The sequence below is a fragment of the Salinibacterium sp. dk2585 genome (assembly GCF_008001035.1).
Classification (GTDB): domain Bacteria; phylum Actinomycetota; class Actinomycetes; order Actinomycetales; family Microbacteriaceae; genus Homoserinimonas.
The window spans coordinates 1,056,508-1,082,884 of sequence record NZ_CP042856.1 but is presented as its reverse complement, the minus strand read 5'-3'; the positions used below and the strand labels follow the sequence as shown (position 1 = coordinate 1,082,884).

The following is a 26,377-nucleotide window of genomic DNA, read 5'->3' as shown; positions in this document are numbered from 1 at the left end:
ATATATGTAACGCTCTCCCCCGGGGCGTAATCTGGGCTTGTTCCGTGCCACCCCCGACGACGAGGAAGAGTGAGAGCTCCATGGTTCGCAGTGAAGACAGTCGCCGCCGCAGCACGCGAGAGACGCCGGTGTTATCGACGGTGGATCGCATTCACGCCCAGCTGCGGCGGGAGATCCTCGAAGGGTTTCACCGCCCGGGGGCCTCGCTACCGGTCGCAGCGACCGCGACACGCATGGCCGTGAGCGCAGTGCCCGTGCGTGAGGCACTGCGTCGTCTGGAAGGCGAGCGGCTCGTACGATTCGAGGCGAACCTCGGCGCCACAGTCGAACCGATCTCAATCGAGGATTTGCGCGATATCTACGAAACCCGCAAGGTCGTTGAAGCGGCAGCCGTCCGCGTGGCTGTCGAGTCCGATGCTGTCGACAAAGACCACCTTGCCGACGTGATCGCCCGCATGTCCGAGGCGTACATGGCCGAAGACCACGGCGCCTCATACACGCTGCACCGCGAGTTCCATCACCTCATCGTGAATGCGACTGTTCAGCCGCGCCTCCACGCCATGACTCTCTCTCTGCTCGATGCATCCGACCGCTATCTGCGGCTGGCACCGGGCCTTCCCGATGAGGCGACAGTGCTCGTCGAGCTGCACAAAGACATCGCGGATGCCATCCTTGCCTCTGACCCTCAGGGCGCCCACGAGGCAGTGATTCGTCACACTGACTACTCTCTGGGCCGACTCGGAACGCGCCACTTCGCGAACGAGTTGCCACCACTGTCAGACATCTGAGCCTGGCCAGGCTCGCGCCGGATTGCGTCGGGTGCGCTGTCAAGCCGCCGCGGCGACATGGGCTCCTGTTCTGGACCACAGGCACGCCATCCTCCGCGATCCGCAATCCGAGCCGTGCCGGTCAGCAATCGACGCTCAGTACCCGATCGACGTAGCGGACGCCCGAAGGGCGTCGGCCGAGGCCTGCAGGTGGCCGAACTCGGCAGCATCCATTGGCACGTCGAGCACCAGCTCGACACCTCCGGAACCGACGATCGAGGGCATGCTAAGGGCCACCCCGTTGATTCCGCGGTAGTTCTGCAGCACCGAGCTGACCTGCATGATCGCGCGTTCATTGCGCAGAACGGCCTCGACGATGCGCGCTCCCGAGAGGCCGATCGCGTAGTTCGTGGCACCTTTGCCTGCGATGACCCGGTCGGCGGAGCGCACCACGTCGTAGCTAATCTGATCGAGCACGGCCTCGGGGAAGAGCAGCTCACCATCGGGGCCGCTCCATTCGCGGATCGGGGTCGGGCCGATGCGGGCGCTCGACCAGAGCGGGAACTCGGTGTCGCCGTGTTCGCCCACGATGTGCGCGTGCACGCTCCGCGCCGCGATGCCGGCGCGCTCGGCGATCAGCCAACGGAGCCGCGCCGAATCAAGCAGGGTGCCGGAGGAGAACACCCGCCCGGTGGGCAGTTGCGCGATCTGCTGGGCGACAACAGTGAGCACGTCGCACGGGTTGGTGACCAGCAGGAAGACTGCATTTGGGGCACGCTCGAGAAGCTGCGGCATGAGTTGCTCGAGGATGCCGGCGTTGGTCGCGGCGAGGTCCAGTCGGGTCTGTCCCGGCTTCTGCTTGGCGCCCGCAGTGATCACGATCATGTCGGCATCCGCCACCGCGTCGATCTCAGCCCCGCCGCTGATGCGGGAAGCACCGGTGAACGGGGTGCCATGGGCGAGGTCGAGCACCTCCGCCTCAGCCTTGGCCGCGTCGACGTCGTACAGCACGACCTCGCGGGCGGAGTTGCGGATGAGGGCGGCGTAGGCCAGCGAGGTGCCGACACTCCCTGCGCCGATCACGGCGAGTTTGGTGTTCCCGGATGCGCTCATGTGCTCATGATGTCAGGCTCAGGCCTCCGTGACTCGGCCAATAGTCCCTCCCCCGCGCTGAGTATTCTGCAGTGCGCAACTACAGCGCCAGGCCGAGTGCCAGCGCGATGACAGCAAGCAGCGGAACCGCGCCCTGGTTGAACGCGAGTTCCTTGGTTGCCTCCGCCTCCGCTTCGGTCATCCCAAACGTCGCCCTTGCCCGCGGCCTGGTCCAGGCTATGGACTCCAGATAGAAGATGAAGACGTGAATGAGCGCCGCGAACCCCGCGAGTACGAGACCGACAACAACCATGAGGCTTCTCCCTCTGTGCAGGAGGCGAGACTATGCCTGTCTGGGTCCGCCGACAAGAGGCGGAACTCCGGCGGCTCACACCTCGTCGCTCTCGCAGCGGACCGGCGCGTTCGTCGCTGTTTTAGGGTGAATCCATGTCGCCCGAGCCGCACCTCGTCGAATCGAGAGCCGATCATCCGCCCGCCCTCGCGCTGTTCGCGATCCAGGAGCGTGAGTTGATGCAGCGTTACGGCTCAGACACGACAGGCCCTCGCCCGGCAGCGGATGATCCAGTCCTTCTCCTCTATCTAGGTGCCGAGGCACTCGGTTGCGTGGCCGTCTCTCACGATGGCGAGATCGGCGAGATCAAGCGGATGTTCGTGGAGAAGTCCGCTCGGGGCAGAGGGCTCAGCCGCATACTGCTGGCTGGCGCCGAAGATCTCGCGCGCCGCCTCGGGGTTGAGACGCTGAGGCTGGAGACCGGCACCGAGCAACCAGAGGCCATGAACCTCTACGCCGGGTCTGGCTACACGCCCATCCCGGGCTATGGCTACTGGAAAGATTCGCCATCGACGCGCTGCTTCGAGAAGCGCCTTGTCCCCGAGAACGCGTCGCCGAGCACCTGAAAGCGCGGCCGTTGCCGATGCCGATTCTGCTCAGTCCATGAATTTCAAACAGATCGGCGCCGATGGAACTTTCTGAGGGGTGCCGGACATTACAGGTATGAGCACCACCGACGCCGAGGAATGGCAGCTGGCACTGGCAGGAGACGGCGAAGCGTTCGCACGCATATTCGACCGGCACGAGCAAAGGATCTTCCGCCACTGCCTCGCACTCGTTCCAACTCACGACGACGCCAAGGATGTCGTGGGAATCACCTTTCTCGAAGCGTGGCGCAAGAGAGCGAGCGTGCGATTTGTGGACGGATCGCTCCTGCCGTGGCTGTTGGTCACCGCGGGACACTCCGCGCGGAACGTCTCGCGATCTGCACGGCGCTACCGGGACCTGCTTGAGAGGGTTCCGCCGGCACCGCACGTTGAGGCGATTGATGACGACGGCCCCGCGCTCAGCGCTTTGAGCGAGCTCACCAAAGCGCACCGGGACGTTGTGACCCTCTGCGTGATCGAGGGCCTTAGCGAGGCGGAGGCCGCGAAGATGCTCTCCATTCCGGCGGGGACTGTCAAGTCCCGCCTCCACCGGGCAAAACAGCGGCTCGCCGCCCAGCTCTCCCCTGTATTGGCCACCACTGAAGTCAGGACATCGCTATGACCCTCACCAGTCCTCAACGCGCCGCCCTCCGTAGCATCGTCAAGGAAAGCGTCGAGCATCCGCCCAGTCGGCACCCTCGAGGGCTGGTCCTCGGCATGGCAGCACTGCCCGTGGCGGCGGCGATCGTCGCGGCCGGCGTCATCTTGCCCGGGATGCCCGCGGCGAAAGCCGCCGAAGTGCTCCGTGTTGCGTCTGCGCAGACGATCACGGTCGCCGACCCGGTCGTCGGCCCCGGCCAGTACCTGAAGGTGACGACCGACGCCGCCTACTTCGCTGGCGAATCAGACGCCAACGGCACCGTCACCGGCTACATCGCGCCTTCGACGACAGAAGTATGGATGCCTAGCGACAACACCGAGAACTGGGTACAGCGTGTCACCGCGAAACCGGCGACAGATTTCTATGGAGACGGCGCGCAAGACGCAGCGCAACGCGACTGGGAATCCACGTTGGCGAGCGGGATAGTACAGGTCACACATGCTGCAAACGGCCGCTTCATCGAATTGCGCGAGCTCGGTGGGGACGTAGACCTCGGCGATCTTCCCGATGCTCCGAGAGAGGCCCTCACCTATCTGCGGGCCACCACCGACCCCAGCGACGAGGGCGTCCTCCACTTCGCGGCAGAGCTACTGCGGGATGGCACCATGAGTGCGCCGCAGCGGGCCGTGCTTTACGAAGCGATCGCGCTGCTCCCAAGCATCCGGATTACTCAGGACACCGCCGTGCTCGACGGTCGGACCGGAACTGCCTTCAGCGTTGAACCAACCGGCGCCCATGACCGCCTGGAGATCATCATCGACCCCGCCACCGGGCGCTACATCGGAGAGCGAGAGGTCACTACGACAGCGATGGGTGCAGTCCCTGCGGGAACGACCGTGTCGTACTCTGCGGTAGACACGCAGGTCGTCAGTTCGGCCCCGTGACCCCGGACGGGTCCGTCTGTGCAGTCGCGCCGCTCAGCGGCACCTTCGCGTGGCCCACGTCAGGCGTCCCTGGCAGCCGGAAATCACCGCGAGGGCGTCGAGCGACCCACCCGAGCAGCCACACGATGAGCACGACTTCGCCGACGAACGTCACACGTCATGCCGCTGGCTTCGACTCGTTGGCGTGGCCCATCGTGGCCGCAGCCTCAAGCGCTGCCACGACGAGATGACTGAGATCGATGGACACTGTCGGCGGCAAGGTGATGTCGCTCGGTCGGATTTCGTACATGGATTGCCTCCTGTGGTGGCCCGTCGCAGGCCGTCAGCCGGTCGTTCTTCCGGCGAGGTTTCCGGCGCGCGCGAGCACATCCAGTTGGGCAGGGTTGTACAGTGCCGCGAGCGCTTCAACGAACGTGTGTTGCGTGACACGCGGCCCCTGAGAGAGGTGCTTGACCGGGTTCGTCAGCCATGGATAGTCGACCAGGTGCCGGGCAAGGATGGGCGCGAGGTCAGCAGCAAGCCGTTCTCGCGTTTCCTCATCCGCATCCGCTGGCAGGGTATCGATCGCTGGCCCGGCGTCGCTGCTATCGGCATCGAACTCCACCATCCGCCGCAAATCGGTCATCGCGTCGGCATCGTAGAGCCGGTTCGTGATGTGGAGCATCGACTTGTCTGACTCCGACAGTCGTGCTGCGACAGCCACGAAGCCGGCGGGGGCGTCGGTGGGCGCGTCATAACGCAGGATCGCTGCGATATCGGCACGCGCGCGTTGCAGTCGCACGATACGCGACTTGAGCTCCGCACTCTGCTCCTTCAGTATCGTCGTCGTAGTGACCCCGCCCGCTCCGACATCGGCGATCTTCGCCAGCGGCACGCCAAGGTCCACCAACCTGAGGATCCGCAGTAGACGCACCAACTCATCGGTGCCGTACTGCTTGTATCCGTTGTGACTGCGTTCCGGCTCGTCCAGCAGACCAATTCGGTGGTAATGCCGAATGGCGTTTACGGTCGTTCCTGCGAGTTCAGCGAGCTCACGCGTACTCCATGCCACGGTCTCATCCTCCTTACTGAGGAATTCGCGTTTCGCCGACGTTCAGGCTCAACATGATGGAGGCGAGCGCAGCGGCAAGACTGATTGGCCCCTCCAGCGGAGTCGCCGAATCATCGGTCGTGACAGATCCCATGGTCTTCTCCTTCGATCGAGGTTTGATGCCTTCAGCCTCATTCAGAGAGGCCTCACCTCGCGTCGGTGAAAAGCACCGAGCGGCGCACCCGGTCGGTGCGATGAACTACGTAGAAGCTTCGAGTGGGGGTGACACAGTGCTCCGGGCACGCGGTTGATCCAGATACACACCCGTATTCGCCGGTGTCGATTCGCCGGTGTCGGCGATATATGGTGTGGTACACATCCTTCGGTTCCAGGAACTGTCTATCTCTGAACGGGAGCGAACGTGTCGAAGCTTCTGGGTAGAAGCCTGGAGTGCCGCGAGGTCGAGCAGTTGCTGGTCGAGGCGCAAGCTGGCCGCAGCGCGGTGCTCGTCGTGCACGGCGACGCGGGAATGGGCAAGACCGCGCTGCTGGAGCATCTCCGCGATGCGGCGGTTGCCTCTCGATTCCGTGTGGAGTCCTCGACGGGTATCGAGGCGGAGACCCAGTTCGCGTTCGCCGGGCTTCATCAATTCTGCGCCCCGTTTCTCGAGCACCTCAGCGCACTACCCGAGCCGCAGCAGAGAGCTCTCGGAGTCGCCCTGGGCATGCGAAGCGGTCCGGCGCCGGACAGGTTTCTCATTGGACTCGCCACTCTCAACCTGGTCGCCGAGGTCGCCGAGCAAGGCCCGCTGCTCTGTCTTGTCGACGACGCCCAGTGGCTGGACCAGGCTTCTGCCGAAGTTGTGGCATTCGTGGCCCGGCGGGTTGATGCCGAGCGGCTGGCAATGGTGTTCGGCGTGCGCGATGTCGGCGGCGTTCCGAGCGTCTTCTCTGGCCTGCCGGGGTTAAAGTTGACCGGACTCGACGGTGCGGCTGCGCGCAGGCTGTTGGACACCGCGTTTCTAGCGCCGTTGGACAATGAGGTACGCGAACGGATCATCGCAGAGGCACGAGGCAACCCCCTTGCGCTCCTGGAGCTTCCCGCGAACGTCGCGGCAGCGAGGCTTGCGGGCGGATACGCACTGCCGGATCTGTCGGATGTTCCGGGCCGCATCGAGCACGGATTCCAACGTCGTTCGAATGACTTGCCCGAGGCGACGCAGTTGCTGCTGCTCGCCGCCGCGGCCGAACCGACCGGAGACCCGGTGCTGCTCTGCCGCGCAATCATCGAGCTCGGTATGGATTCGGGGTCAGCCGCACCCGCAGAAGCCGCCGGACTGATTGAGATCGATTCTCGGGTGCGGTTTCGCCACCCCTTGGTGCGCTCGGCCGTGTATCGAGCCGCGAATCCCGCGGATCGTCGCCGCGTACACAGCGCCTTGGCCGCCGCCACTGACGCCGACCTCGACCCCGACCGACGCGCATGGCACCGCGCTCAGGCGGTGCGGGGGGTCGACGAGGAGGCGGCCGCAGATCTGGAGCGTTCGGCAGGGCGGGCGCGTGCTCGCGGCGGCTACGCTGCGGCCGGCGCGTTCCTGCAGCGGTCAACGGAACTCACCCCTGAGGTGGCGGAGCGCACCAGGCGCGCGCTGGAAGCGGCGCAGGCGATGCATAGCGCCGGCGCATCCCAGGCGGCGTTGGACCTGCTCACGACGGCTGAGGGCGGCTCGCCCAATGCGCTGGAACGTGCTCGCATCCAACTGCTGCGCGCCCAGATCGCGTTCCATATCAATCAGGTGGCAGAGGTGCCGGAGATGCTGGCGGATGCCGCTGCGACGCTTGCCTCGTCCGACCCTGCGCTGTCTCGTGAAACGTATCTGCACGCACTGGATACAGCGATTATCAACGGACTGCCAAAGGTGGCGCTCATTGCCGATCGCGCTCTGGCTGCGCCGACTGTCGACCCTCCCCGGCCGGTAGACCTGCTCCTTGACGGCCTCGCGGTGACAATTGTGCGCGGGGTCGAGGCGGGCACCCCCCGTCTGCGGCTGGCATTAGACGCGCTGAGCCAGTCAATCAACGAGGGCACCGTTGTGGAAGGTGGCAGCCAGCCGTGGCTTTGGCTGGCAAGCCGACTTGCGGTCGGAATCCTCGATGAGGAACGAGCTCATGAGCTCGCCGAATACGATGTCACCTTGTCGCGCAGTACGGGGGCACTGGCACGACTGCCTGCCGCATTGGTTTTCCATGCCCACGTCTTGACGTTCAGCGGCAAGATCGCCCGTGCGGAAGAGCTGGGCGCCGAGGCCGAGATTGTCACGGAATCGACTGGCGGATTTCGGCTGCGTCGTATCCGAGCGGTGCTGGCCGCGTGGCGCGGTGACCGTGCCGTCGTAGCAGAGTCAAATGATCTCACGCTCCGTGACGAGCGCGTTCCCGAGGGGAGCGGAGAAGCGGCATTGGCGCACTATGCGAGCGCCGTGCTCCACAACGGGCTCGGCGATTATTCGCTCGCGCAACGTGCTGCAGCGAAGACGTGTGACTCTGCCGAGCTTTCGCTCAGCACCATCGGCCTGCCCGAGTTGATCGAAGCGTCCGTTCGTGCGGGCGACCAGGAGAGCGCGGCCCACGCCCTCGAGCGTTTCAGTTCGCGAGCCCGCGCCTCTGGTTCCGCTTGGGCCCTCGGGCTTGAGGCGCGTTCCCGCGCCTTGACCATCACTGGTGCTGCCGCAGAAGAGCACTATCTCGCAGCAATCGCGCATCTCAGTGGGACGAGAATCGCTCGCGAGGCCGCGCGAGCCCATCTGGTCTACGGCGAATGGTTACGCCGTGAAGGGCGCCGTCAAGAGGCACGCGATCATCTTCGTATCGCCCACGAGCTCCTGTCAGACATGGGCGTCGAAGCCTTTGCCGAGCGAGCCGCGCGCGAGCTGCATGCCACCGGCGAGCATCCGCGAAAGCGGACTGCCCGTCCGAGCGACGAACTCACGGCCCAGGAACTGCACATCGCACGACTGGTTGCCACTGGCGCGACGTCGCGGGAGGTCGGCAGCCAGCTGTTCTTGAGTCCGCGCACGATCGAGTCCCACCTGCGCAACATCTTCCGCAAACTCGAGATCACGTCTCGCCGACAGCTCAAAGAGCTGGAGCTCACCTGAGTGCACAGCGAGCTGGGGAGCATCGGCGTGATTGCCGATGCTCCCCCGCATGTGCCTAGGTGACGCTGCTTATGCGTCGTTCATCATGTTCCAATAGGACTGGAGCAACCGGATGTGCTGACCGCCATCGACAGGAACGACGGCACCCGTGACCCACCTCGCTTCCTCCGAAAGGAGGAAGGAGACCACCATCGCGATATCCTCCCCGTTGCCGAGTCGTGCGAGAGGAGTACGAGTGAGGAACTCGTGACGCATCCGGTCTGTCAGGATCGAATCGAGCATTGGCGTCTCGGTCGAACCGGGTGCGATGGAGTTCGCCCGAATCCGATGAGGTCCCCACTCCAGCGCGAGGCTGTTGGTGAGCTGCACTACCCCGGCCTTGGCCGCGCTGTATGCGGCGATGCCTTCTGACGGCGCCTGCCAATTCAGGGAGCTCACGTTCACGACGGCGCCCGGACCACCGGCCGCGATGAGACGACGACCGAACTCCTTGCTCACGAGGAAGGTTCCCTTCAGCACGACATCCACAATGCGATCCCAGGACGGTTCCTCCGTTTCTGCGACGAGGGACAGCCCTGACGTCCCGGCGTTGTTAACGAGCAGATCCACCTCACCGAACGCCGAACGTCCGACGTCGAACGCCTTCGCGATGTCGTCGGCGTCCGTCACCGATCCCATGACAGAGACCGCGCCCCCCTCGGACCCAATGGCGTTCAGCTCTTCGGCCAGAGAGGACGCAGGCTCGGCGTTCAGGTCGAAAATGACGACGTTGGCGCCGTCGAGGACCAGTCTCCTCGCGATCGCTGCGCCGATGCCCTGCCCTGCACCGGTGACGAGACCAGTGCGGCCACTCAATTTCCCCACTCTACTTCTCCTTATACTTGACGCCCACGAAACGGGGCTAACGGCCGCCGTCGGCGGTTCACGGTATGTTGCGATGGGCTATCGGACGGGAAAGTTGTCGCGGAAAAGGCCCTCGGGGTCGTGCTTCTCCTTGAGCGCCCGAAGCCGTTCAAGGGTCGCGGGTGGAAATGCCTGAGCCACGATGTCTGGTCCGGTGCGTGACTCGAAGCTCAGATAGAGGCCATCGAACCTCTCCTCGAGGCGTTTCCAGAGTCCGTCGAAGGAGGCAGAGCGACCGATTGCGGTGACGGAGTATCGGGCTCTGCGGTGCGCGTAGGCGGTCGCCTGTTCGGGGACGTCGGCGATGGCTCCGCCGACAGGGCGAAGCTGGAACCACGGCGTGCTGCCGGACAACACAAGCTCTGCGGCGACGGATACCGTCTCGGGACCGAACTCGTTGAGCAGGCCGGAGCGGAAACCCGGTTCACCTCGTCCATCGTGGGACGTGTCGGGGGCGTTCGAGATGACGTCGGCGTAGGAGCCGAGTTGCACGGATTGCTGCAACAGCGGGGCGATCGCGAGGAATGGCTGGAGCCGCTCGATGATCACGGAGGCATCATCCGAATCGATCACACCGTAGAGACGCGCAACCGGAGTGGTTGCGGCACGTGTCGTGCCGGCGACAAGGAAGAGCGTCGTGTCGCGCGGGGCGTTGTCCGTCGCGTCCGCATATCGCTGGAGCAGGGATGCTGCATCGGAGGCGTCGAAGGCCAGTTGAACCCATGCGACGTTCCCGGTCGGCGTCGCCTCGAACTCGAAGGAGACGACGATCCCGACGTTGGCGCCGGCTCCTCGCACGGCCCAGAACAGGTCCGGGTTCTCGTCCTCGGAGGCACGGACGAGCGTGCCGTCGGCCAGGACGACCTCCGCTGCGACCAGCTGGTCGATGGTCAGGCCGTGTTCGCGGCCGAGGAATCCGATGCCCCCGGCGGTGGCGAGCCCGCCGACGCCGACGCCGCCATAGTCGCCGCTGGTGATCGCCCACCCGTACGGTTCGAGCGCACGCGCGACCTCCTGCCAGCGAGCTCCAGGACCGACGCGCACCAACCGTCGTTGTTCGTCGAGAATCTCGATCTCGCGCAGTCCGGCAAGATCTATGACGATTCCTCCATCGTTCGTGCTGCGGCCGCTGACGCCGTGCCCGCCGCTGCGGATTCCCAGCGGCAGATCCCGGTGAGCGCGGGCGAATGCGACGGCGTCCTGCACCCCTGCGGTGTCTTCGGGACGGAGTACGATTCCGGGGGCGCCGCCGCGCATGTAGGTGGACCGCACGGCACGGTAGGCGAAGTCGCCCGGCTCGATCGCCTTGCCTCGCAGGGAAGCGGGCAACTCGTCGTAGGAGATCCCGTCCCGCCGGGCGGCGAGTGCGCGAGATGACCGTCCCGGTGCGGCTGTGCCCAGCCTCACTCTTTCCGTTTCGACGAGTTCGCGCACCATCGGTGCAGTCTCCTGCGCGAACTGGGCCAGTGCGCTCGGCTCGTCGGTAACGACGATGAACGTGGAGAATCCATGGACCAGAGCGAGCTCTGCCAGCCGTTTCGGCTCAATGCCGTAGGGGACGTTCAGCAGGCGCCGCACCTCTGCTGGGTTCCGCCCGACACCGCGTGCGGCGTCGTCGATCCGCTCCTGGTGGGAGTTGATCTCCGTAGGCTGGATGTAGCTCAGGCTCGGCAGCCAACCGTCGGCCTTCCGCCCGGTCAGGCGCAGCATCCTCGGCTTGAGTGCACCTATCCAGATCGGTATCTCGTGCGCAGGTGCGGGTCCTCTCTTCGCACCCGACAACGGGTAGTACTCTCCACTCGGCAGCGGTGTGCGCTCGTCTGGGTTCCAGATGCCTCGAATGAGGTCGATCGCCTCCTCGAGAGCCTCGATAGCCTGTCCTGGAGCCAGCCGCCCTCCTCCCATCGCCTCTATCGCGTCCCAGAACGCTCCCGCGCCCAAGCCGAGCTCGAATCTGCCGCCCGAGAGTAGGTCGAGGGACGTCGCCGCCCGCGCGAGTACAGCGGGAGGTCGCAGCGGGAGGTTCAGCACGTTCGGTGCGAGACGGATCGTCGATGTCGCCGCCGCTGCGTATGACAGCAGCGTCCACGTGTCCAAGAAGGCCGGCTGATAAGGGTGGTCCTGGAACGTCACGAGATCGAACCCGAGCTGTTCACTCAGCTGGGCCAACGCCACCGGCGTCTGTGGCTGCGAATTGGTGGGCGTGATGAAAGCGCCGAACTCCAATGCGTGACCGTAATCCATGGCTTCGGGCTCCCTCGTACTTCGTTCGTCTGTTCTTCGTCAGCGCGGGACCGCCCGCGGTGCGGCCCCAGACGTCAGTTGACACTGTGTTGTTGGCACATGGTCAAGTCCGGATCAGATCCGTCGGTGCGTCTTGACTGTGTCCCGACAACAGGGTGTCGAATACCTGCGCACAACGGGCGGAACAGAGGAGAGGACACCAGAATGGCTCAAGACCTGAAGGACAACACCGGCGAGCCGGTCACAGTCAGGATCGAACGCGGTGAGCCGGTCAGCGCTTTCACCGTGAGCTTCGCCCATGCACAGCAAGTCGGGAGGGCCGACTTCGTCGACTCTCGCGCAGCAGGTGATGAGCGGATCTTCTTCCACACCGAGGTGGATCCGGAGTTCGGAGGCCGTGGGCTCGCGGGGCTACTGGTACGCGAGGCGCTCGCAGACAGCGTCCGCAAGGGCCTCACCGTCATCCCGGTGTGTCCGCTGTTCGCCCGCCACCTCAGGAAGCACGGCGAGCAGTTCGTCGCGGCCGGCGGTGCGTACCGCACGCCGATGCCGTCCGACATCGATTTGATAAAGCGACTGGCCCGATGATCGGCTCCGGTGCGATCACCGCGCACTCGCTCGTCCGCCGGGAACATGAGGGTCGGCTGCCCGCGGCTCGGCTCGGGCGGCCACGAGGTCTATTCTGTTGATCTGGAAGCGTTCATCCGGGCACCCGCGCGCCCGCATCCGAGCCTCTGTCGTATAACCATCCCGGAGGGCCGTCTTGGCAACATCCAGACCTGGTCACTCCCCGGATTGAGTTGTCCCTGGCGACGGCGATTCCGAAGTGGGCTGCTCGTTCAGGACGTAGTCGACAGCCGTTCGCAGCACCTCCAGCTCGGTCGCCAGCCGCGAGTTCCCGGCAGGGAACACCTGAGCGATCGAAAGCCCGCTGACCACCGTATTCAAGAACATCGCTCGGCGCGAAGTATCCCCGGGAGCGAGTACACCCTCTTCCTGAAGGACTGCGAGGCTGTACTCGATGCGACGGCGCAGCTCCCTCTCGCTGGCCAAGTATTCCTCGCGTGCTGCCTCCGTCGGCTCCGACCTCACGTATCGGTCGAAGGCCTGGATCCACGCGCCGCGCGAATCCGAATCTTTCAGCTCGAGTGCGAGCAGTCGCTGGAGGGACGCGACGAGCCGATCCCTCGCCGGTATGGACGAGTCGTGCAAACTGTCCTCGGAAAGCACCGTGTCGTAGACGAGGATGAGCACCTCGTCCATCAGCTCGCGCTGAGTGGGAAAGTGGTGTTGCACGGAGCCCGTGCTCACCCCGGCCCGAGCGGCGACCGCACGAACGCTCGGCGTTGTCGCAGATTTCCCTCCCAACATCGTCGCCGCAGCCCAGAGGATTTTGTCACGGGTGCTGAGACCTGCCGGCGGTCCTTCCTCCATCTGCCACTCCCTGATACGCCGTAATAGGCTTCTAGCCTATCCGTGCGGCCGTCTCTTCCGGGGTCTCAACTCTCCCCTGCGGAGCATCTGTCGCAATACCAGCTGAGTGTTCGAGCATCGACGGTGTTAGCGCCGGCCCGGTACGTCGGGTGCGAACCCACACCACGAGCACCGCGACGATGACCACTGCTGCGGGCAGGATCGTCAGCACAGTCCCTACGCCAGCCGAGCGATCATAGGCCTCGGTGATATCGATGCCTAGCGCAGCATCGAACAGGAAGTTCAGTGTGTTGAATCCCGCGTGCAGCACCACCGCGATCTCGAGGCCACCGGTGCGCCATACAATCAGCGCGATTCCGGCAGCGAAAATGAGGTAGTTGAGGTTCAGCACCGGATCGGTGGAGAAGTGGACCACAGCGAAGAGCACACTCGAGACCAGGATGCCGACGATGAGGCCGGCCCGCGGCCGACGCGTCCACCCGCCGACAATGCGGAAGATCAGACCTCGGAAGCCGTATTCCTCGCCCGCGCCCTGGAGAGGCGTCAGCAGCAGCGTGGCGGCAAGGAACCAGATCACGTCCGCGTACGCCCAGCTGGCCTGTGGCAACGGGGACCAGTACAGGGCGGCCGTGACAGCTACCCACACGGGAAGAATGACAAGCAACGCTCGCCCGAAGATGTCGAAGCGGAACCGCGAGAGCACCGAGTGCAGCGATGCCCCCCTCACCCCGTAGAGCCAGCGCTGGATGAGCATGCTCCACGGAATCAGAAGCGCAACGGAGGCCAGGCCCGCAGCGTGGAACAGCGGTGTGTACGCGGCGCGGCCGTCGGCTTCGATCGGGCCGTTTACCAGCGCCGCAGCGACGGTAAAGAGGACATTGAATACGAGCATCCCGCCGATCAGAAGCACGATCGCAAGGATGCCGCGACCGATGCGACGTTTCTCCCCGGCGAGAACACGGTGGTACTCAACCTCAGACGGAATGCTGATCGTGCGGTTCATGCTGGTTCCGTTCGTATTGGATGAGGAGTGAGACAGAGAGAGCATTGGTTTCAGGTGCCGACGCCGTCGAGCAACCAATGGAACTTCAGGCGGAGCGCTCGCTCGGTGGCACCGAGTCCAGCCCCGAACCCAAACGCGATATTGAGCCACAGCGGCAGGTTCAGCGGTGATTCGAAGTGCCCGAAACGCTCCGCGACGGGCGGGATCTGGGAGAGGGGCTCCAGCAACTGCAAGCCATTCAGGCCAACGCCGATGACCAGCATGACGATTGAGAACGCAGCCACCCAGCGGCTGAGCACGGGATAGTTCCGATCGAATCGCAACCTCAGTCCGATTGCGGTCTTCGGGTGGGGAGTCAACTGAAGGGCTTCGCCATCGTCCGGCAGGTAGTGGGCACGCCGAAGCCCGACGGAGCTCAGGGCGACGACGATCACACCGCCTTCGACGGGCACCGCTGCGGGCAGGGGCGACTCGGCGTGGTGCCGGCCATCGAGGTACAGATGCATCATGCCGGCCATGCCCTCGTCTTGGGCTTGCTTCCCGGACACGCGGACGTCCACGGCGTAGTCCGCTCGGCTCCCGTCTGCGCGAACGATCGATCGGGTGAAGAGCTTCCGGCCGGAAAACAAGTGCCACCAGCGAAACGGCTCGAGCGGGCGCCCGTTGCCGGCACGCGTGCGCTTCGCACCCTTTCGCCGCTCGCGATCACTCAACATTCGACACCTTTCCCCTCTTGAACGCACCCTCTATTCAGACGAAACACCAATACGGCGTAATGGCGATCGTAACACCATCCCAATACGGCGTATTGGACTCTTTGGCTCCGTCCACTGCGAGGCCTTACCGGCAGTTGACACTGTGTTGTTGCCACATGGTCAAGCCCAGGCTGCTGATCACGGATCCGATCCGTGAGTGGCCTCGACCGTGTTCCGGCCACAGGGTGTCAACTGATTACCCCAAACGGCAAAGCACCGCGCTCGGCACATACCGCGTGCTTACGCGGACGGACTTCGACATGGTCAAGCGGACCCTCGAGGGGTAGCGATGATCCCGCTCGTTCACGTACGCAGCTAGGACGCCCCGTTGAAGTCGAGGATTGCGCCGGATGCCCAGACCGCGCGGGAGCGGATTGCCCCTCCCCCGGCGCCCGAGAGCTTGTCGGCCCGTCGTCCGGAGTTGATCACCCCCGGGGCGATCGACGCCACCGAGATGCCGTGGGGAGCGAAAGCGACCGCCATGGCAGCAGGGCTCGGGCGATCGACCTGCCGATTCCCCGCGATCCCCCAGTCACCAGCTCGTTTCCCACATCATGCTCCGTTGAGGAAGGCGCTCAGTGCAGCATTGACCTCGTCGGCGTGCGTCCACAACAGGCCGTGTGGCGCACCCTCGACTTCGACGTAGTCAGCCTCAGGGAAGGCGGCGTGGAAGCGACGCCCGGTGGCGTCGATCGGGAGGATGTTGTCCTTGGTTCCGTGCAGGATGAGCGCCGGCTTGCGGCTTGCGCGCACGGCGTAGATGTCATCGCGGAAGTCCTCGATCCAGGAGGGCACGACGGCGTACGCGGCGACAGGGGCGCTGGCGATGGCGACATTCCAGCTGCCAGTGACCGCCTCCTGACTGATCTTGGAGCCGAGGTTCTCATCGAGGTTGTAGAAGTCCCGGAAGAACTGGGTGAACCACGCGTACCGGTCACCCTCCGCAGCCGCCGCAATGCCATCGAAGACCTCCTGTGGCACGCCGTCCGGGTTGTCGTCGCGGGCGACGAGGAACGGCTCGAGCGAGGCGAGGAACGCGAGCTTCGCGACGCGCTCGTGCCCGTACCGTGCCATGTACCGCGCTAACTCTCCAGTGCCCATCGAGAAGCCGACCAGCACGACATCCGTCAGGTCGAGTGTCTCGAGCACGACATTCAGGTCGGAAGCGAACGTGTCATAGTCATAGCCGGCGCCGACCTTTGACGACTGCCCGAATCCGCGACGGTCGTAGGTGATAACCCGGTAGCCGGTGGCGAGGAGTTCGCGCGCCTGGCGTTCCCAGCTGTGCCCGTTCAGCGGATAGCCGTGGATCAGAACAACCGGCTGCCCCGAACCTTGGTCTTCGTAGTACAGCTCGACGGGGGCGCTGTTCTCGTTGCCGACGTTGATGTAACCCATGATCTTGCCTCTCTCTTCCGTATCGCCCAGTCCGATGCTGGGCATTGCGATTCAAAACCTCGTGGTAGCCACGCAGTCAAGCTCGGCACGATTTCACGAAACTGTGCCTCGGTCACCACTACGCCCACGCCACGTCAGATCTACGGGCTCGCGGCCGTCAGGAAGAGACCAAGGGCGCCGACCGGGACGCCGATCAGCGCGAGGGCGCCCGCGCCGATGTTGTCGGAACCAGGTCAAGTCGTGTCAAGCGTTCTAGTCGGCGCCGCCTTGGGCATAGGCGCGCCACTCGGGGAAAACGTAGGCGGCTGCTCGGTGGTCATGGTCACCACGTCGGGGTGCTGGGCGCATGCCTCACCGATGGCGTGCGCCGCCGCGACATGGGCAAGGCTCCGGACATCTCTCATCGGCCCACCTCGGGCTATCTCGCGGCATCCGAGGCGGTCGCGGCATTGTGGAGCTTCGCGAACGCCCAGGCGAGCGCGGTCGTGGATCCGGTCGGGATCGGCTCCGTAGGTCTCGATAACCTCGCGAACTACGCCAGCCAGGAGCTCTGGCTCTCCATCATCACCCGCAGTTTCCCGGATCCGCCGTGGTGCGGCGGGAGGTGCACCTGGTAGTGCTGTCGGACGCCGTCCCACGAGACATAGACGTGATTGCGGTCGGCGATGCCGCCGCCAATCCAACGCCGTCTGCGCCGGCGGGCCGTGGGCTTGTCGGGTGCGGTGGCGGGCATGGAGTCACTCCGTTCGATCGCGCGGTTCTCGAGCAGGGCAAAGACCGTGTCCCCGCAACACAGTCAAGGGGGCAATGGGCGTCGTATCTGCCAGCCGACGACGCCAGTGAAGCCCCGTCAGGACCGCTTGACCTTGTCCTGAGAACACGGTTTCTACTGGCTTCAGAGCCGCGATCGGTCGATATCGCGACCTGCAGACCCAAAGGAGTCGCCACCATGAGTCCCCTTCAAGAGACCATCATCAACTTCCAGAATCTTGTCGCCCAAGTGCCCGAGATCATCCAACCCTTCATCGTGATGCTCGCCGGCGCGGTCCCGTTCATAGAGGGTGAAGTTGCCTCCATGGTCGGCCTCGTTGGCGGCCTCCACCCAATCGTCGCCGCCCTCGCCGCCGCTGCTGGCAACTTCATCTCCGTCGCTCTCGTGGTGTTCCTGACGTCGCAGGCTCGCATGGCCGTCGTGAACCGCCGTAGATCCCGTGTCGGGGCGATGTCGGGAGCAGGGGCACCAATGTCCTCAGACGACGACCCGGCACCGTTCGAGGAAGCGGTGCCTGCCAAGCCCGATTCGAAGGGCCGTCTTCGCTTCAAGCGGTGGCTCGTCCGCTACGGCGTCCCCGGCGCGAGCATCCTCGGTCCCCTGGCAATCCCCACGCAGGTGACGGCCTCGATCCTCGTCGGCGGCGGAACCCCGCGCGGCTGGGTCCTGCTTTGGCAGGCGGTGGCGATCGTTCTCTGGACGACCGTCTCCACCATCTCGATATGGGCTGCCCTCACCTTCCTCGTCGGAGTCTGAGCGACCAACGAGTTGCGCTAACGCGCGGCCCCGCGTTCGCCGCCCGCGAGCAGCGCCTGTCCGGCCGAGTTTTCGGGTGACGTAGCGCTCCCCCAGCTCGCCGAGGTCGTCGGCACCCGGCAGCTCGAGGTCGACATGTCCGAGGCCGAGTGCGGGCATCCGCGGTCCCGCACCGCGAACCTATGGGCGGCCCTGCTCGCCACCGAGTAGACCGCGGCGGCCAGCGCCGCCTGCGATTTCAAACAGGATCGCCGTGTGGAGGAGTCCGGCCGACCCCTGCGGTGCGTGACGCAGCACAGGAGCTTACTCGAGCACGACGATCGGGCGGTCGGCCCGGCCGAGGGTGACGGTGTCGCCGTCGGCCGTCAGCACCGGAGGGTGACGACGTCGCGGTAGAACCGGGTCATGCCGTCGAGGTGATCGGATGCCGGGATGACGGCGCCGATGCGAGGCGCGTCCTTTCTGAAGCAGGCAGGCCGGTCAGCGACGCGACAACGTCGACTGCCCCGGCGTCGGACGGAAGGGGTGACGGGAAGAGGGAGTCCGGGTCGACCAGGATCACTCGATGCCCTTCCTCCTCGACCCGACGGGTGAGCTCCCGCAGCATTCGCTGCGCGACCTCGTCGACCGAGGACACGAGCGTGAGATCCAGGGCCACAGTGTGCTCTGTCAGGACCGTTCCCTCCACCTCGCGCACGATCTTCTCTGCTCCGGCGAAGCGGATGCCGCCCTGCAGCTTCAGCACGCGGATCGCATCTGGTCCGTCGCCGACGACGTCGTGTGACCGCACAACCGATCGCGCCGCCGGCGGGACCGACATGACGTGCAGACCCATGTCTGCAGAGAACTGCTCGAAGAGCTGCACGCCGCGCGCGCTGTTGCCATGCTCATCGAGTCGAGGTGAGAAGGTGGCGATGCCAACCTGCCCCGGCAGCGCGCCGATGAGTCCTCCGGCCACACCGCTCTTGGCGGGGATTCCCACCTGAGTGGCCCAGTCGCCCGCCGCGTCGTACATGCCGCACGTGGCCATGACGCTCAGCACCTGGCGGATGACCGACTCGTCAACCACCCGCTCCCCGGACAGCGGGTTGAGCCCGTGATTCGCGAGGGTCGCCGCCATCATCGCGAGGTCGCGGGTGGTGACGAGGACCGCACACTGGCGGATGTACCCGTCCACGACCACGCGTGGATCCTCCGTGAGGACGTCGTGACTGCGCAGCATGTGTGCGATGGCCAAGTTGCGGTGCGCATGCGTCATCTCCGAGGAGCACACCGCCTCATCGACCGAGAGGCGCCGACCGGCGAAGGCCGAGAGGCCGTCGATGACGCGCTGTGTACGCGCCGCGGCGTCCGCCCCCCGTGGGCCGGCCAGCGCATGTGTGGTGATCGCGCCCGCATTGATCATCGGGTTGCGTGGGCGCCCCGTGTCGGGCTCGAGCGAGATCTCGTTGAAGGCTTCCCCTGACGGCTCCACGCCGACCTTCGCGAGGACCATGTCGAAGCCCCGGTCGGCGAGCGCTAGGGCGTAGACGAACGGCTTCGAGATCGACTGGATCGTGAAAGGGGTGTCCACGTCTCCCGCACCGTAGACGGTTCCGTCTACCATCGCGAAGACGGCACCGAGACGTTCGGCATCGGCATCGGCGAGTTCGGGGATGTATTCCGCAAGGGATCCCGCCCTGTTGGTGTCCACGTCGTGGATCGCATCGCTCAGGTAGTCAGAGACGATCGAGCGCATCAGGCGACCTCGCGCGCAGCCGGGCATGGTTGTGCGTCGACCGGCAGCTCGTCGACATCGGCAACACGGGTCAGCGACCGGAGCTCGTCTGCGGTGACGTTCGCTCCGAAGGCAGGATTACCGGGCTCCAGCCGCGTTCCCGCGGAGAGGGCACCGATGATCAGCGGATCGAAACCCCACCCGTCGATGAGCGCCGAGACCGTCTCGAGGTCGTCGTCTCCGTCTCCGGCGAGAGCGATCGCCTTGCGTCCGGCCGCTCCGCGTTCACGGGCTTCGTCCTCCAGGTCGTGGTATCCCATGTGATTGAACGCTTTGACGACCCTGGCCGCCGGCAGGAACTGCTGCACGGCCTCACTCGACGAGATTCCCGGCGCGAGCACGATGTCGCGCGGGCCGTCCACCTCCCACCAGTGGTTCATGGCATCGATAACCAGCTTTTCGACGAGTTCATTCACCGGCAGCGACCAGTACTTGCTCAGCGGCAGTGCGAGGACCACGACATCCGCGCGCAGCGCAGCTTCCGCGGCGCGCACAGCTGTCGCGCCCGGGGTGAGCACCTCGGTCGACAGCGAGATCTTCGCCGGGTCAGCGGAGCCAGCGATGAGCACGCGATGGCCGGCGGCAAGCGCCAGTCGCGCCAACACTGTGCCCACCTTCCCCGCGCCGAGGATGCCGATGGTCTCCGTGGCGCGGTTCACCGCACGACCTCCGGCACGTGTTTTTCGGCGAGCAGCTCGCGGACACGAGGGATGACCTGGGTTCCGTACAGCTCGACCGAGCGTAGCCGCGCCGATGCCGACACGGTTCCTGCAGCGGAGTAGATCATGTCGAATCTGCCGACATCGAGGGTGCGGATCGCCTGAGCGATCTTCTGCGCCACCGTCTCGACGGAGCCGACGTAGAGGGATCCGCCCCGGACCTCAGATTCGAACTCTTCCCGCCGCATCGGTGGCCAACCGCGCTCGCCGCCGATGCGGTCGCGGATCACACGATAGCCGGGGTGAAACAACTCTTTCGCCTCGTCGTCGGTCGCCGCGATGAACCCGGGCGAGTGCATCCCTACCGACTGAACCGGCTGACCGAGCTGCTCCGCGGCCTTGCGGTACAGATCGACGTACGGCACGAACCGCTCCGGTGATCCGCTGATGATCGCGAGCATGAGGTTGAAGCCGTAATGGGCTGTCCTCAGCACGGATTGCGGCGATCCGCCCACACCCACCCACGTCTTCAGGCGCCCAGATTCGGTCTTCGGGTAGACGTCGGCATCGCGGAGCCACGCACGTGTCGTCCCTTCCCACGTGACCGGCTTCTCGTCGAGCAGATGGCGGAACAGGTCGATCTTCTCTTCGAAGAGCAACTCGTAGTCCTTCAGGTCGTAGCCGAAGAGTGGGAAGGATTCAGTGAAGGACCCGCGGCCCAGGATCACTTCGGCGCGGCCGTTCGACAGGGCGTCGACGGTCGCGAAGCGCTGGAACACGCGCACGGGGTCATCGGAGGAGAGCACGGTCACGCCGGATCCGAGGCTGATGCGCTTCGTCGCCGTCGCGATGCCGGCGAGCACGGTCTCGGGGCTCGAGATGGCGTACTCGCGTCGGTGATGCTCGCCGACCGTCATCGCGTCGATGCCGATCTCGTCGGCCAGGATCGCCTCGTCGACGACGGCACGGATCGCCGCGGCAGCAGACATGACATCACCGCGCTCGTCCCGCGGCAGATCACCGAAGGTGTCAATGCCGAACTCGATGGTCGAAGGTTCGCTGTTCACTGTTCTCCCTTGCCGACGATCCGCAGGTTGCGGTGAATCGCGCGCTCACCGCCTCATGGATGGCGAACGGGTGTAAAAGCTGCCGTGGTCGGTTGTGCTTAAATCCGACACCATGTCCCGGGCACACAGTCAAGTGAGCCAACTCTTGAACTTCGCGCGGCCCTTCGACTCCGGCTTCTCAGCGACGAAAGCCTCCGCGGAGCCCACGGCCCCGGAGGTGCCAGCGATGATCGGGTTGATCCCTCCGACGATGCCGACCATGGCCGCGACCTCGCCCTCGCCCCCGCCGAACGGCTGTACCAGTTCGGGCACATACCTCACGTGTGCCTTGACAGCCCGTTCTTGGGGTCGCGCCTCTACAACGCCGCAGCGCGACAGTTCAGCGTTAATGGCAGTGCGGATGCGGGGGAGCCGTCGATGCCTCATCCACTGAACCGCCAGCGGTACTGGTGAAGGCCAGCCGGTCCCCTCAGAACAGCAGGCGCCAGTTCGCTCGCGCCAGGTCGATCAACTCGTCGCCTCGACCCGACATGACCGTGCGGATCGCATACAGCGCGAAACCCTTCACGTGCGCGGCCTCGATCGCCGGGGGCATCGACAACTCCTGTCGCTCGGTCACGACGTCGAGCAGAGCAGGACCGTCGTGGGCGAGCACCTCACGCACCGCCTCAGGGAGATCCTCGCTGTTCTCCACCCGGCGCGCGAAGATGCCCATGGCCTCGGCGATCGCCGCGAAGCTGGGATTCGCGAGCCCGGTGCCGTAGGGCACCAAGCCGGCCGCCTTCATCTCGAGCTCGATGAAGTTGAGCGACGAATTGTTCACCACGATCGTCTTGACCGGCAGGCGGTTCTGCGTGAGAGTGAGCAGCTCGCCCAGCATCATCGCGAGACCCCCGTCACCTGCGAGCGCGACGACCTGACGGTCCGGATTCGCCACCTGCGCGCCGATCCCGTGCATGAGCGCGTTCGCCATGGAACCGTGCGTGAAGGAGCCAATCAATCGCCGCTCCTCGGTCATGGAGAGGTATCTCGCCGCCCACACGGTGGGCGAGCCGACATCTGCGGTGAAGATCGCGTCATCGGCCGCCTGCTCATCCAGGAGCCGGGCAAGGTACTGCGGATGGATGGCTCGGCCGGTCTTCGTTGGGACCGCGAGGTCGTCGAGCTTCGCCCGAGTCTTGCGATAGTGCGCGGTGGCGTCGTCGAGGTGTCCGCGGTCCTTCTTCGCGAGCCGCTGCAGGAGCGCCTCGGCCGTCGCGCCGACGTCTCCGACGAGACCGAGATCGAGCGGATGCCGCTTGCCCAGCTGCGAGCCGCGGATGTCAACCTGGATGGTCGTCGCGCGTGCGGGGTAGAACTGCTCGTATGGGAAGTCGCTGCCGAGCACCAGCAGGGCATCCGCCATCTCCATCGCCCGATACCCCGAGGCGAAGCCGAGCAGACCCGTCATGCCCACATCGAATGGATTGTCGTACTCGATGAACTCCTTGCCCCGCAGTGCGTGAACGATCGGTGAGCCCAGGCGATCAGCCAGCGCGATGACCTCGTCGTGCGCACCCTCCACACCAGCGCCGGCGAGGATCGTCACGCTCTTGGCCTCATTCAGCAGGGTCGCGGCTCGTTCGAGCTCAGCGCCACTCGGCACGACCACGGGATGGGTTCGCTCGATCACGACGGCGCGGTCATCGACGATGTCCGCCAGCGCGACGTCACCGGGGATCACCAGCACGGCGACGCCGCGCTTCTCGATCGCCGCACGCATCGCGATCTCGAGCAGGCGCGGCATCTGGCGCGGATCAGCGACGTACTCGACATAGACGCTGCACTCGCGGAAGAGCTCCTGCGGGTGCGTCTCCTGAAAGTAGCCCGTGCCGATCTCGTTCGTGGGGATGTGCGCCGCGATCGCGAGCACGGGTACACGTGAGCGGTTCGCGTCGTACAGACCGTTGATCAGGTGGAGGTTGCCGGGGCCGCAGGATCCGGCGACGACCGCGAGCTGCCCCGTCGTCGCAGCATCCGCCGCCGCCGCGAAGGCAGCGGACTCCTCGTGCCGCACGTGCACCCATCGGATCGTTTCGTTCTTGCGCAAGGCGTCTGTGAAGCCGTTCAGCGAATCTCCTGGGAGACCGTAGACGCGGTCGACCCCGTTGGCGTGCAGAGTCTTGACGATGTTCTCAGCGACGTTGGTCATGAGGTTGGTCCTCTCAGGGGTGAGGGCGGTGCGACTTTTCGGGAGGGTGACGGGTGCCCCGCCGGGGTCAAGGATGACAATCTTGCGGCGGGGAAGCCGTCACGATTGTCCAGTCGAATTCGCTCATGACCAGCGCGGCTGTACTCGCAAGTCGAGGTAAAAGAAGACCCCGACGATGAAGGTACCGAGAAGGATCCCCGCAACTCCCGCGAAGGCGAGCAAGGATTCCCCGAGGTCAGCGTGCATGGCGTTCTCCGTGCAGATGAGACATGGGTTCTCTCTCAGCGATCAAGATTGCGGTATACCCACCGAGTAAAGACCCTGTGCCAGCCACAGAGTCAAGAGCAAACCAGGGACTGCCTGAGAAGGTTGAGCGCAGACGCGAGGTGCGGCGTCCTCGTTCACGAACTCAGCGCCGCCGGGCTCACCGGATCGATGGGCCGGGTCGGTGCCGCCGAAGACAACGCAGCGATGGAGTGCTTCTTCGCACTACTGCAGAAGAACCTCCTGAACCAGCACCGATGGGCAACTCGCCAGCAACTCCGCCTGGCGATCGTGTCCTGGATCGAGGCGACCTATCACCGCCGCAGGAGACAGCGAGCGTTGGGCCGTTTGACGCCGATCGAATTCGAGACCATCATGACCACACCGGCCGCACTCGCGGCCTAACTCGAAGAGTCACCAAGACGTTCATCAGTCCCCTTCCAGTACAAGAGCGACGAGTGGCATGAGTTCCACAAGCACGCTCGGAACAGCATCGAAGGACTCAACGGCAACAGCAAGGATGACGGCCAGGAAAACATCGATAGTCCCTCGCGGCGTCGGGTCCGCGGATTCGCAGCGGCCGGATTCTTCATGGCATTCCTGCTCACCGTCTACAACCTGCGCGCCATCGCCACCTTCCTAAAAGAAGAAGCCATCGCAGCGCTGAAGGACCAACCAAGCGACCCCGGCGAGAAGAAGCGGCGCCGCCGCGACCGGGTGAGCATCAACCGGTACACGGGGACACTCCCGGACGATCCGGTCATCCTGCTCTACCACCAAGGTGAACTGGCGTCTCCACTCAGAATCTAGGCAACTCCCGCCCCTAGTTCCCGCACCACACCCCGCATACAGTTCGATACGACGCGCCCGAAAACGGGCGCGTTCCGTCATTTAACGCCCAGAGCTTCGTGAATCGGCCGGCCGAGCGCATTCATCCCGTTTCTATCCCACTGAAAACGACGAAATCCCTCCCGAACGTGTTCGGAAGGGATTTCGCTTTGAGTATTTGGGACGGTTTTTAGAACGACCCTTCTGTCGGGCTGACAGGATTTGAACCTGCGACCCCTTGACCCCCAGTCAAGTGCGCTACCAAGCTGCGCCACAGCCCGTGGCTTGCTGCTGCGGCTTCCGATCTCCCGGCGGCTGAAGCAACCGGACAAGCTTATCGTGTTTCTGGCGCGCATCCGAACACGACGGTTCCGACCTTCGCTCCGCGCTCATGCGAGCAACTGGGGTACAAACTGGGGGCCGCCTTGTACCCCGGTTTTCCGGCAGAATGCCCCGTATTTGCCCCCACACTGGGGGATTCTGTACCCCCATTTTGTCCCCCCAACGTGATTCACTGGGAACACGAGCAAGGCGAAGGGAAACCCGAAATGTCCCACCCGAATTCCGCCGCCCGCACCTCCGAAACGACTTCGGACCTCCGGCGGCGCGTCATCGACGCAGGCGTCGAGCTGTTTGACACCCGCGGTTTCGTGAACGCCACGCTCGAGGAGGTCTGCTCCGAGACCGGCGTCGACTGCGACACGCTCAAGGCAGAGTTCCCCACGGTCTACGACCTCTTCCGCGAGTGCATGCTGACGAGTGCCCGCGAGCTCAGAGCCGCCACCGACATCGGCGCAAACGTGCCCGACGACACCCGCCAGGCACGTGCCCTCCTCCTTTCCATGCTCGAGTCACTCGCCGCCGCCCACGTCGCCCGCCGCACTCGCGCTGGTTTCGTCCGCGGCGACTATCGCTATCTCACCGCGGAAGACCAGGCGGAGCTCCGAGCCACCCACGCCACCATCAACGAGCGCATCGCCGCCCTACTGCATCGCGTGCGTCCCGACCTCAACAGCGGCGACGTCGAACTCCTCTCCCGTGCCGCTGCGAGCACGATTGCGACAGCGGGGGCGGCGCCAACCGTCTTGCCCAGCCCCAAGCTGGAGACAATCCTCGTCGTATCGGCCATGCGCCTCCTCGAGAGCCAGTCGGCCCTCACCGCCACCACGGGCGAGTTCCGCCCCCGCATGACCCCACCGTGGATGGCGGACAACAGCAAGACCGGCCGGGTCATCGCCGCGACCATCAACCTTGTCTACGCGAAGGGCTTCTCCGCGGTCACCATGAAGGACATCGCCCGGGAGACCGGCTTCCCGAAGTGGGCGATCGAGCGGAAGGTCAAGAACACCGCCGACCTCCTGACTGCCGCATTCGCGACGGGCGGAGCAATCATGCGCGATGCGATGGACAACGCGGCGAAGGAGGCAGGAAGGCTCCCCCGCGACATCCTGCTCGCGCTCAGCCACAAGTTTGTCGAGCACTACTTCACCGACCCTAAGCTCATGACGGTGTTCATCCTCGACGGGCACCATCTCCCTCTGCAGTACGCAGAGCGTGCCGCGCAGCTGCACGAGGAGTTCATGGAAGGCTGGCTGGAGAACGTCAAGGCCATCCGCCCGGAGCTCGCCGACGCCGAAGCCCGCTTCCTCGTGTACGCCGCCCTCAATATCGTTGAGGACGTCGGCATCCACGTGAACTGGGAGTACGACCACGAGGCAATGGCGAAAACCGAGCGTCTCGTTCTCGCGACTCTCATCGGCGGTCGCTGAAGCGCACTCACCCGCAGCAAAGGAGCA

26 protein-coding genes, 1 tRNA gene and 2 pseudogenes are annotated in these 26,377 nt (G+C 65.0%); 11 read left to right on the top strand and 18 right to left on the bottom strand.

Features of this window, described 5'->3' with window-relative positions; all coding sequences use genetic code 11:
• The first annotated feature begins 80 nt into the window (after positions 1 to 80).
• Positions 81 to 788, top strand: coding sequence for a GntR family transcriptional regulator (locus FVA74_RS05085; RefSeq protein ID WP_147720901.1), 708 nt, complete (start codon positions 81 to 83; stop codon positions 786 to 788).
• Between the two features lie 135 nt (positions 789 to 923).
• Here the strand turns inward: FVA74_RS05085 and FVA74_RS05080 are convergent, their stop codons facing one another.
• Together FVA74_RS05080 and FVA74_RS05075 are read right to left on the bottom strand one after the other, a co-directional pair.
• A complete protein-coding gene (locus FVA74_RS05080; protein WP_147720899.1) occupies positions 924 to 1,880 on the bottom strand; it encodes an L-lactate dehydrogenase in 957 nt (318 codons plus the stop codon).
• Positions 1,881 to 1,959: 79 nt separating this feature from the next.
• The gene (locus tag FVA74_RS05075; RefSeq protein ID WP_147720897.1) at positions 1,960 to 2,172 is read right to left on the bottom strand and encodes a DUF1304 domain-containing protein; all 213 of its coding nucleotides are present in this window, start codon (positions 2,170 to 2,172) and stop codon (positions 1,960 to 1,962) included.
• Positions 2,173 to 2,306: 134 nt separating this feature from the next.
• Between FVA74_RS05075 and FVA74_RS05070 the strand changes: the two genes are divergently transcribed.
• The 3 genes from FVA74_RS05070 to FVA74_RS05060 all read left to right on the top strand — a co-directional run bounded on the left by FVA74_RS05070 (position 2,307) and on the right by FVA74_RS05060 (position 4,343).
• Positions 2,307 to 2,777, top strand: a complete 471-nt coding sequence (locus FVA74_RS05070; protein ID WP_147720895.1) for a GNAT family N-acetyltransferase — start codon at positions 2,307 to 2,309, stop codon at positions 2,775 to 2,777.
• Positions 2,778 to 2,874: 97 nt separating this feature from the next.
• Positions 2,875 to 3,420 carry an RNA polymerase sigma factor gene (locus tag FVA74_RS05065; RefSeq protein WP_147720893.1) on the top strand — a complete coding sequence of 182 codons (546 nt, stop codon included), beginning with the start codon at positions 2,875 to 2,877 and terminating at the stop codon, positions 3,418 to 3,420.
• Positions 3,421 to 3,530: 110 nt separating this feature from the next.
• Positions 3,531 to 4,343 carry a hypothetical protein gene (locus FVA74_RS05060; protein WP_147720891.1) on the top strand — a complete coding sequence of 271 codons (813 nt, stop codon included), beginning with the start codon at positions 3,531 to 3,533 and terminating at the stop codon, positions 4,341 to 4,343.
• Between the two features lie 157 nt (positions 4,344 to 4,500).
• Here the strand turns inward: FVA74_RS05060 and FVA74_RS13815 are convergent, their stop codons facing one another.
• Both FVA74_RS13815 and FVA74_RS05055 read right to left on the bottom strand, forming a co-directional pair.
• Complete coding sequence (locus FVA74_RS13815) at positions 4,501 to 4,632, bottom strand: hypothetical protein (RefSeq protein WP_255471455.1); 132 nt, start codon at positions 4,630 to 4,632, stop codon at positions 4,501 to 4,503.
• Between the two features lie 33 nt (positions 4,633 to 4,665).
• Positions 4,666 to 5,394, bottom strand: coding sequence for a MerR family transcriptional regulator (locus FVA74_RS05055; protein ID WP_147720889.1), 729 nt, complete (start codon positions 5,392 to 5,394; stop codon positions 4,666 to 4,668).
• Between the two features lie 400 nt (positions 5,395 to 5,794).
• Here FVA74_RS05055 and FVA74_RS05050 point away from each other — a divergent pair, with 400 nt between their 5' ends.
• Positions 5,795 to 8,530 carry an AAA family ATPase gene (locus tag FVA74_RS05050; protein ID WP_147720887.1) on the top strand — a complete coding sequence of 912 codons (2,736 nt, stop codon included), beginning with the start codon at positions 5,795 to 5,797 and terminating at the stop codon, positions 8,528 to 8,530.
• Between the two features lie 69 nt (positions 8,531 to 8,599).
• On the opposite strand, the gene FVA74_RS05045 is transcribed toward FVA74_RS05050, so the two are convergent.
• Complete coding sequence (locus tag FVA74_RS05045) at positions 8,600 to 9,385, bottom strand: SDR family NAD(P)-dependent oxidoreductase (protein WP_168220056.1); 786 nt, start codon at positions 9,383 to 9,385, stop codon at positions 8,600 to 8,602.
• Positions 9,386 to 9,472: 87 nt separating this feature from the next.
• On the bottom strand, positions 9,473 to 11,677 hold the full coding sequence (locus FVA74_RS05040; RefSeq protein ID WP_147720883.1) for an LLM class flavin-dependent oxidoreductase: 2,205 nt from the start codon (positions 11,675 to 11,677) through the stop codon (positions 9,473 to 9,475).
• 204 nt (positions 11,678 to 11,881) lie between these two features.
• Here FVA74_RS05040 and FVA74_RS05035 point away from each other — a divergent pair, with 204 nt between their 5' ends.
• Positions 11,882 to 12,265, top strand: a complete 384-nt coding sequence (locus tag FVA74_RS05035) for a GNAT family N-acetyltransferase (RefSeq protein ID WP_147720881.1) — start codon at positions 11,882 to 11,884, stop codon at positions 12,263 to 12,265.
• Between the two features lie 195 nt (positions 12,266 to 12,460).
• On the opposite strand, the gene FVA74_RS05030 is transcribed toward FVA74_RS05035, so the two are convergent.
• The 6 genes and pseudogenes from FVA74_RS05030 to FVA74_RS05015 all read right to left on the bottom strand — a co-directional run bounded on the left by FVA74_RS05030 (position 12,461) and on the right by FVA74_RS05015 (position 16,267).
• Positions 12,461 to 12,940: a TetR family transcriptional regulator C-terminal domain-containing protein gene (locus tag FVA74_RS05030; RefSeq protein ID WP_240792341.1), complete on the bottom strand. Its 480-nt coding sequence runs from the start codon at positions 12,938 to 12,940 to the stop codon at positions 12,461 to 12,463.
• Positions 12,941 to 13,111: pseudogene (locus tag FVA74_RS13810) on the bottom strand (TetR/AcrR family transcriptional regulator); the annotation flags it as partial.
• 31 nt (positions 13,112 to 13,142) lie between these two features.
• The gene (locus FVA74_RS05025; RefSeq protein ID WP_206022670.1) at positions 13,143 to 14,114 is read right to left on the bottom strand and encodes a CPBP family intramembrane glutamic endopeptidase; all 972 of its coding nucleotides are present in this window, start codon (positions 14,112 to 14,114) and stop codon (positions 13,143 to 13,145) included.
• Between the two features lie 50 nt (positions 14,115 to 14,164).
• Positions 14,165 to 14,827 (bottom strand): hypothetical protein, encoded by a 663-nt coding sequence (locus FVA74_RS05020; protein WP_206022667.1) that lies wholly within the window; start codon positions 14,825 to 14,827, stop codon positions 14,165 to 14,167.
• A gap of 357 nt (positions 14,828 to 15,184) precedes the next feature.
• Entirely contained in the window at positions 15,185 to 15,352 is a 168-nt protein-coding gene (locus FVA74_RS13565) for a hypothetical protein (RefSeq protein WP_168220055.1), read from the bottom strand.
• A 69-nt stretch (positions 15,353 to 15,421) separates the two neighbouring features.
• Complete coding sequence (locus FVA74_RS05015) at positions 15,422 to 16,267, bottom strand: alpha/beta fold hydrolase (RefSeq protein ID WP_147723071.1); 846 nt, start codon at positions 16,265 to 16,267, stop codon at positions 15,422 to 15,424.
• A 335-nt stretch (positions 16,268 to 16,602) separates the two neighbouring features.
• Between FVA74_RS05015 and FVA74_RS05010 the strand changes: the two genes are divergently transcribed.
• On the top strand, positions 16,603 to 16,884 hold the full coding sequence (locus tag FVA74_RS05010; protein ID WP_147720873.1) for a hypothetical protein: 282 nt from the start codon (positions 16,603 to 16,605) through the stop codon (positions 16,882 to 16,884).
• 332 nt (positions 16,885 to 17,216) lie between these two features.
• Positions 17,217 to 17,795, top strand: coding sequence for a small multidrug efflux protein (locus FVA74_RS05005; RefSeq protein ID WP_147720871.1), 579 nt, complete (start codon positions 17,217 to 17,219; stop codon positions 17,793 to 17,795).
• 403 nt (positions 17,796 to 18,198) lie between these two features.
• Here the strand turns inward: FVA74_RS05005 and FVA74_RS04995 are convergent, their stop codons facing one another.
• From FVA74_RS04995 to poxB, 5 genes are all read right to left on the bottom strand, one after another.
• On the bottom strand, positions 18,199 to 19,533 hold the full coding sequence (locus FVA74_RS04995; protein ID WP_147720869.1) for a glutaminase: 1,335 nt from the start codon (positions 19,531 to 19,533) through the stop codon (positions 18,199 to 18,201).
• A complete protein-coding gene (locus FVA74_RS04990) occupies positions 19,533 to 20,231 on the bottom strand; it encodes an NADPH-dependent F420 reductase (protein WP_147720867.1) in 699 nt (232 codons plus the stop codon). The genes FVA74_RS04995 and FVA74_RS04990 overlap by 1 nt, the downstream gene beginning before the upstream one ends.
• Positions 20,228 to 21,298: an LLM class flavin-dependent oxidoreductase gene (locus tag FVA74_RS04985; RefSeq protein ID WP_147720865.1), complete on the bottom strand. Its 1,071-nt coding sequence runs from the start codon at positions 21,296 to 21,298 to the stop codon at positions 20,228 to 20,230. Before FVA74_RS04985 ends, FVA74_RS04990 begins: the two co-directional genes overlap by 4 nt.
• Before the next feature lie 129 nt (positions 21,299 to 21,427).
• Positions 21,428 to 21,619 (bottom strand): hypothetical protein, encoded by a 192-nt coding sequence (locus tag FVA74_RS04980; protein WP_147720863.1) that lies wholly within the window; start codon positions 21,617 to 21,619, stop codon positions 21,428 to 21,430.
• Positions 21,620 to 21,767: 148 nt separating this feature from the next.
• Entirely contained in the window at positions 21,768 to 23,489 is a 1,722-nt protein-coding gene (gene poxB / locus FVA74_RS04975) for a ubiquinone-dependent pyruvate dehydrogenase (protein WP_147720861.1), read from the bottom strand.
• A 408-nt stretch (positions 23,490 to 23,897) separates the two neighbouring features.
• Here poxB and FVA74_RS04970 point away from each other — a divergent pair.
• Positions 23,898 to 24,158: pseudogene (locus FVA74_RS04970) on the top strand (integrase core domain-containing protein); the annotation flags it as partial.
• Positions 24,159 to 24,344: 186 nt separating this feature from the next.
• On the top strand, positions 24,345 to 24,563 hold the full coding sequence (locus tag FVA74_RS04965) for a hypothetical protein (protein ID WP_147720859.1): 219 nt from the start codon (positions 24,345 to 24,347) through the stop codon (positions 24,561 to 24,563).
• Positions 24,564 to 24,788: 225 nt separating this feature from the next.
• Here the strand turns inward: FVA74_RS04965 and FVA74_RS04960 are convergent.
• A tRNA-Pro gene (locus FVA74_RS04960) sits at positions 24,789 to 24,862 on the bottom strand.
• Positions 24,863 to 25,129: 267 nt separating this feature from the next.
• On the opposite strand from FVA74_RS04960, the gene FVA74_RS04955 reads away from it, so the two are divergent.
• A complete protein-coding gene (locus tag FVA74_RS04955; RefSeq protein ID WP_147720857.1) occupies positions 25,130 to 26,350 on the top strand; it encodes a TetR/AcrR family transcriptional regulator in 1,221 nt (406 codons plus the stop codon).
• Positions 26,351 to 26,377 lie beyond the last annotated feature (27 nt).

What these genes read in the sequence shown, in the direction of transcription:
- FVA74_RS05005 (WP_147720871.1), top strand. Translation starts at nt 17,217, where the DNA reads ATGAGTCCCCTTCAAGAGACCATCATCAACTTCCAGAATCTTGTCGCC.
- FVA74_RS13815 (WP_255471455.1), bottom strand. Translation starts at nt 4,632, where the DNA reads ATGTACGAAATCCGACCGAGCGACATCACCTTGCCGCCGACAGTGTCC.
- FVA74_RS04995 (WP_147720869.1), bottom strand. Translation starts at nt 19,533, where the DNA reads ATGCGCTCGATCGTCTCTGACTACCTGAGCGATGCGATCCACGACGTG.
- FVA74_RS04965 (WP_147720859.1), top strand. Translation starts at nt 24,345, where the DNA reads ATGGCATTCCTGCTCACCGTCTACAACCTGCGCGCCATCGCCACCTTC.
- FVA74_RS13565 (WP_168220055.1), bottom strand. Translation starts at nt 15,352, where the DNA reads ATGGCGGTCGCTTTCGCTCCCCACGGCATCTCGGTGGCGTCGATCGCC.
- FVA74_RS05085 (WP_147720901.1), top strand. Translation starts at nt 81, where the DNA reads ATGGTTCGCAGTGAAGACAGTCGCCGCCGCAGCACGCGAGAGACGCCG.
- FVA74_RS05035 (WP_147720881.1), top strand. Translation starts at nt 11,882, where the DNA reads ATGGCTCAAGACCTGAAGGACAACACCGGCGAGCCGGTCACAGTCAGG.
- FVA74_RS05075 (WP_147720897.1), bottom strand. Translation starts at nt 2,172, where the DNA reads ATGGTTGTTGTCGGTCTCGTACTCGCGGGGTTCGCGGCGCTCATTCAC.
- FVA74_RS05065 (WP_147720893.1), top strand. Translation starts at nt 2,875, where the DNA reads ATGAGCACCACCGACGCCGAGGAATGGCAGCTGGCACTGGCAGGAGAC.
- FVA74_RS05015 (WP_147723071.1), bottom strand. Translation starts at nt 16,267, where the DNA reads ATGGGTTACATCAACGTCGGCAACGAGAACAGCGCCCCCGTCGAGCTG.
- FVA74_RS05070 (WP_147720895.1), top strand. Translation starts at nt 2,307, where the DNA reads ATGTCGCCCGAGCCGCACCTCGTCGAATCGAGAGCCGATCATCCGCCC.
- FVA74_RS05025 (WP_206022670.1), bottom strand. Translation starts at nt 14,114, where the DNA reads ATGAACCGCACGATCAGCATTCCGTCTGAGGTTGAGTACCACCGTGTT.
- FVA74_RS05030 (WP_240792341.1), bottom strand. Translation starts at nt 12,940, where the DNA reads ATGGACGAGGTGCTCATCCTCGTCTACGACACGGTGCTTTCCGAGGAC.
- poxB (WP_147720861.1), bottom strand. Translation starts at nt 23,489, where the DNA reads ATGACCAACGTCGCTGAGAACATCGTCAAGACTCTGCACGCCAACGGG.
- FVA74_RS05040 (WP_147720883.1), bottom strand. Translation starts at nt 11,677, where the DNA reads ATGGATTACGGTCACGCATTGGAGTTCGGCGCTTTCATCACGCCCACC.
- FVA74_RS05080 (WP_147720899.1), bottom strand. Translation starts at nt 1,880, where the DNA reads ATGAGCGCATCCGGGAACACCAAACTCGCCGTGATCGGCGCAGGGAGT.
- FVA74_RS04955 (WP_147720857.1), top strand. Translation starts at nt 25,130, where the DNA reads ATGTCCCACCCGAATTCCGCCGCCCGCACCTCCGAAACGACTTCGGAC.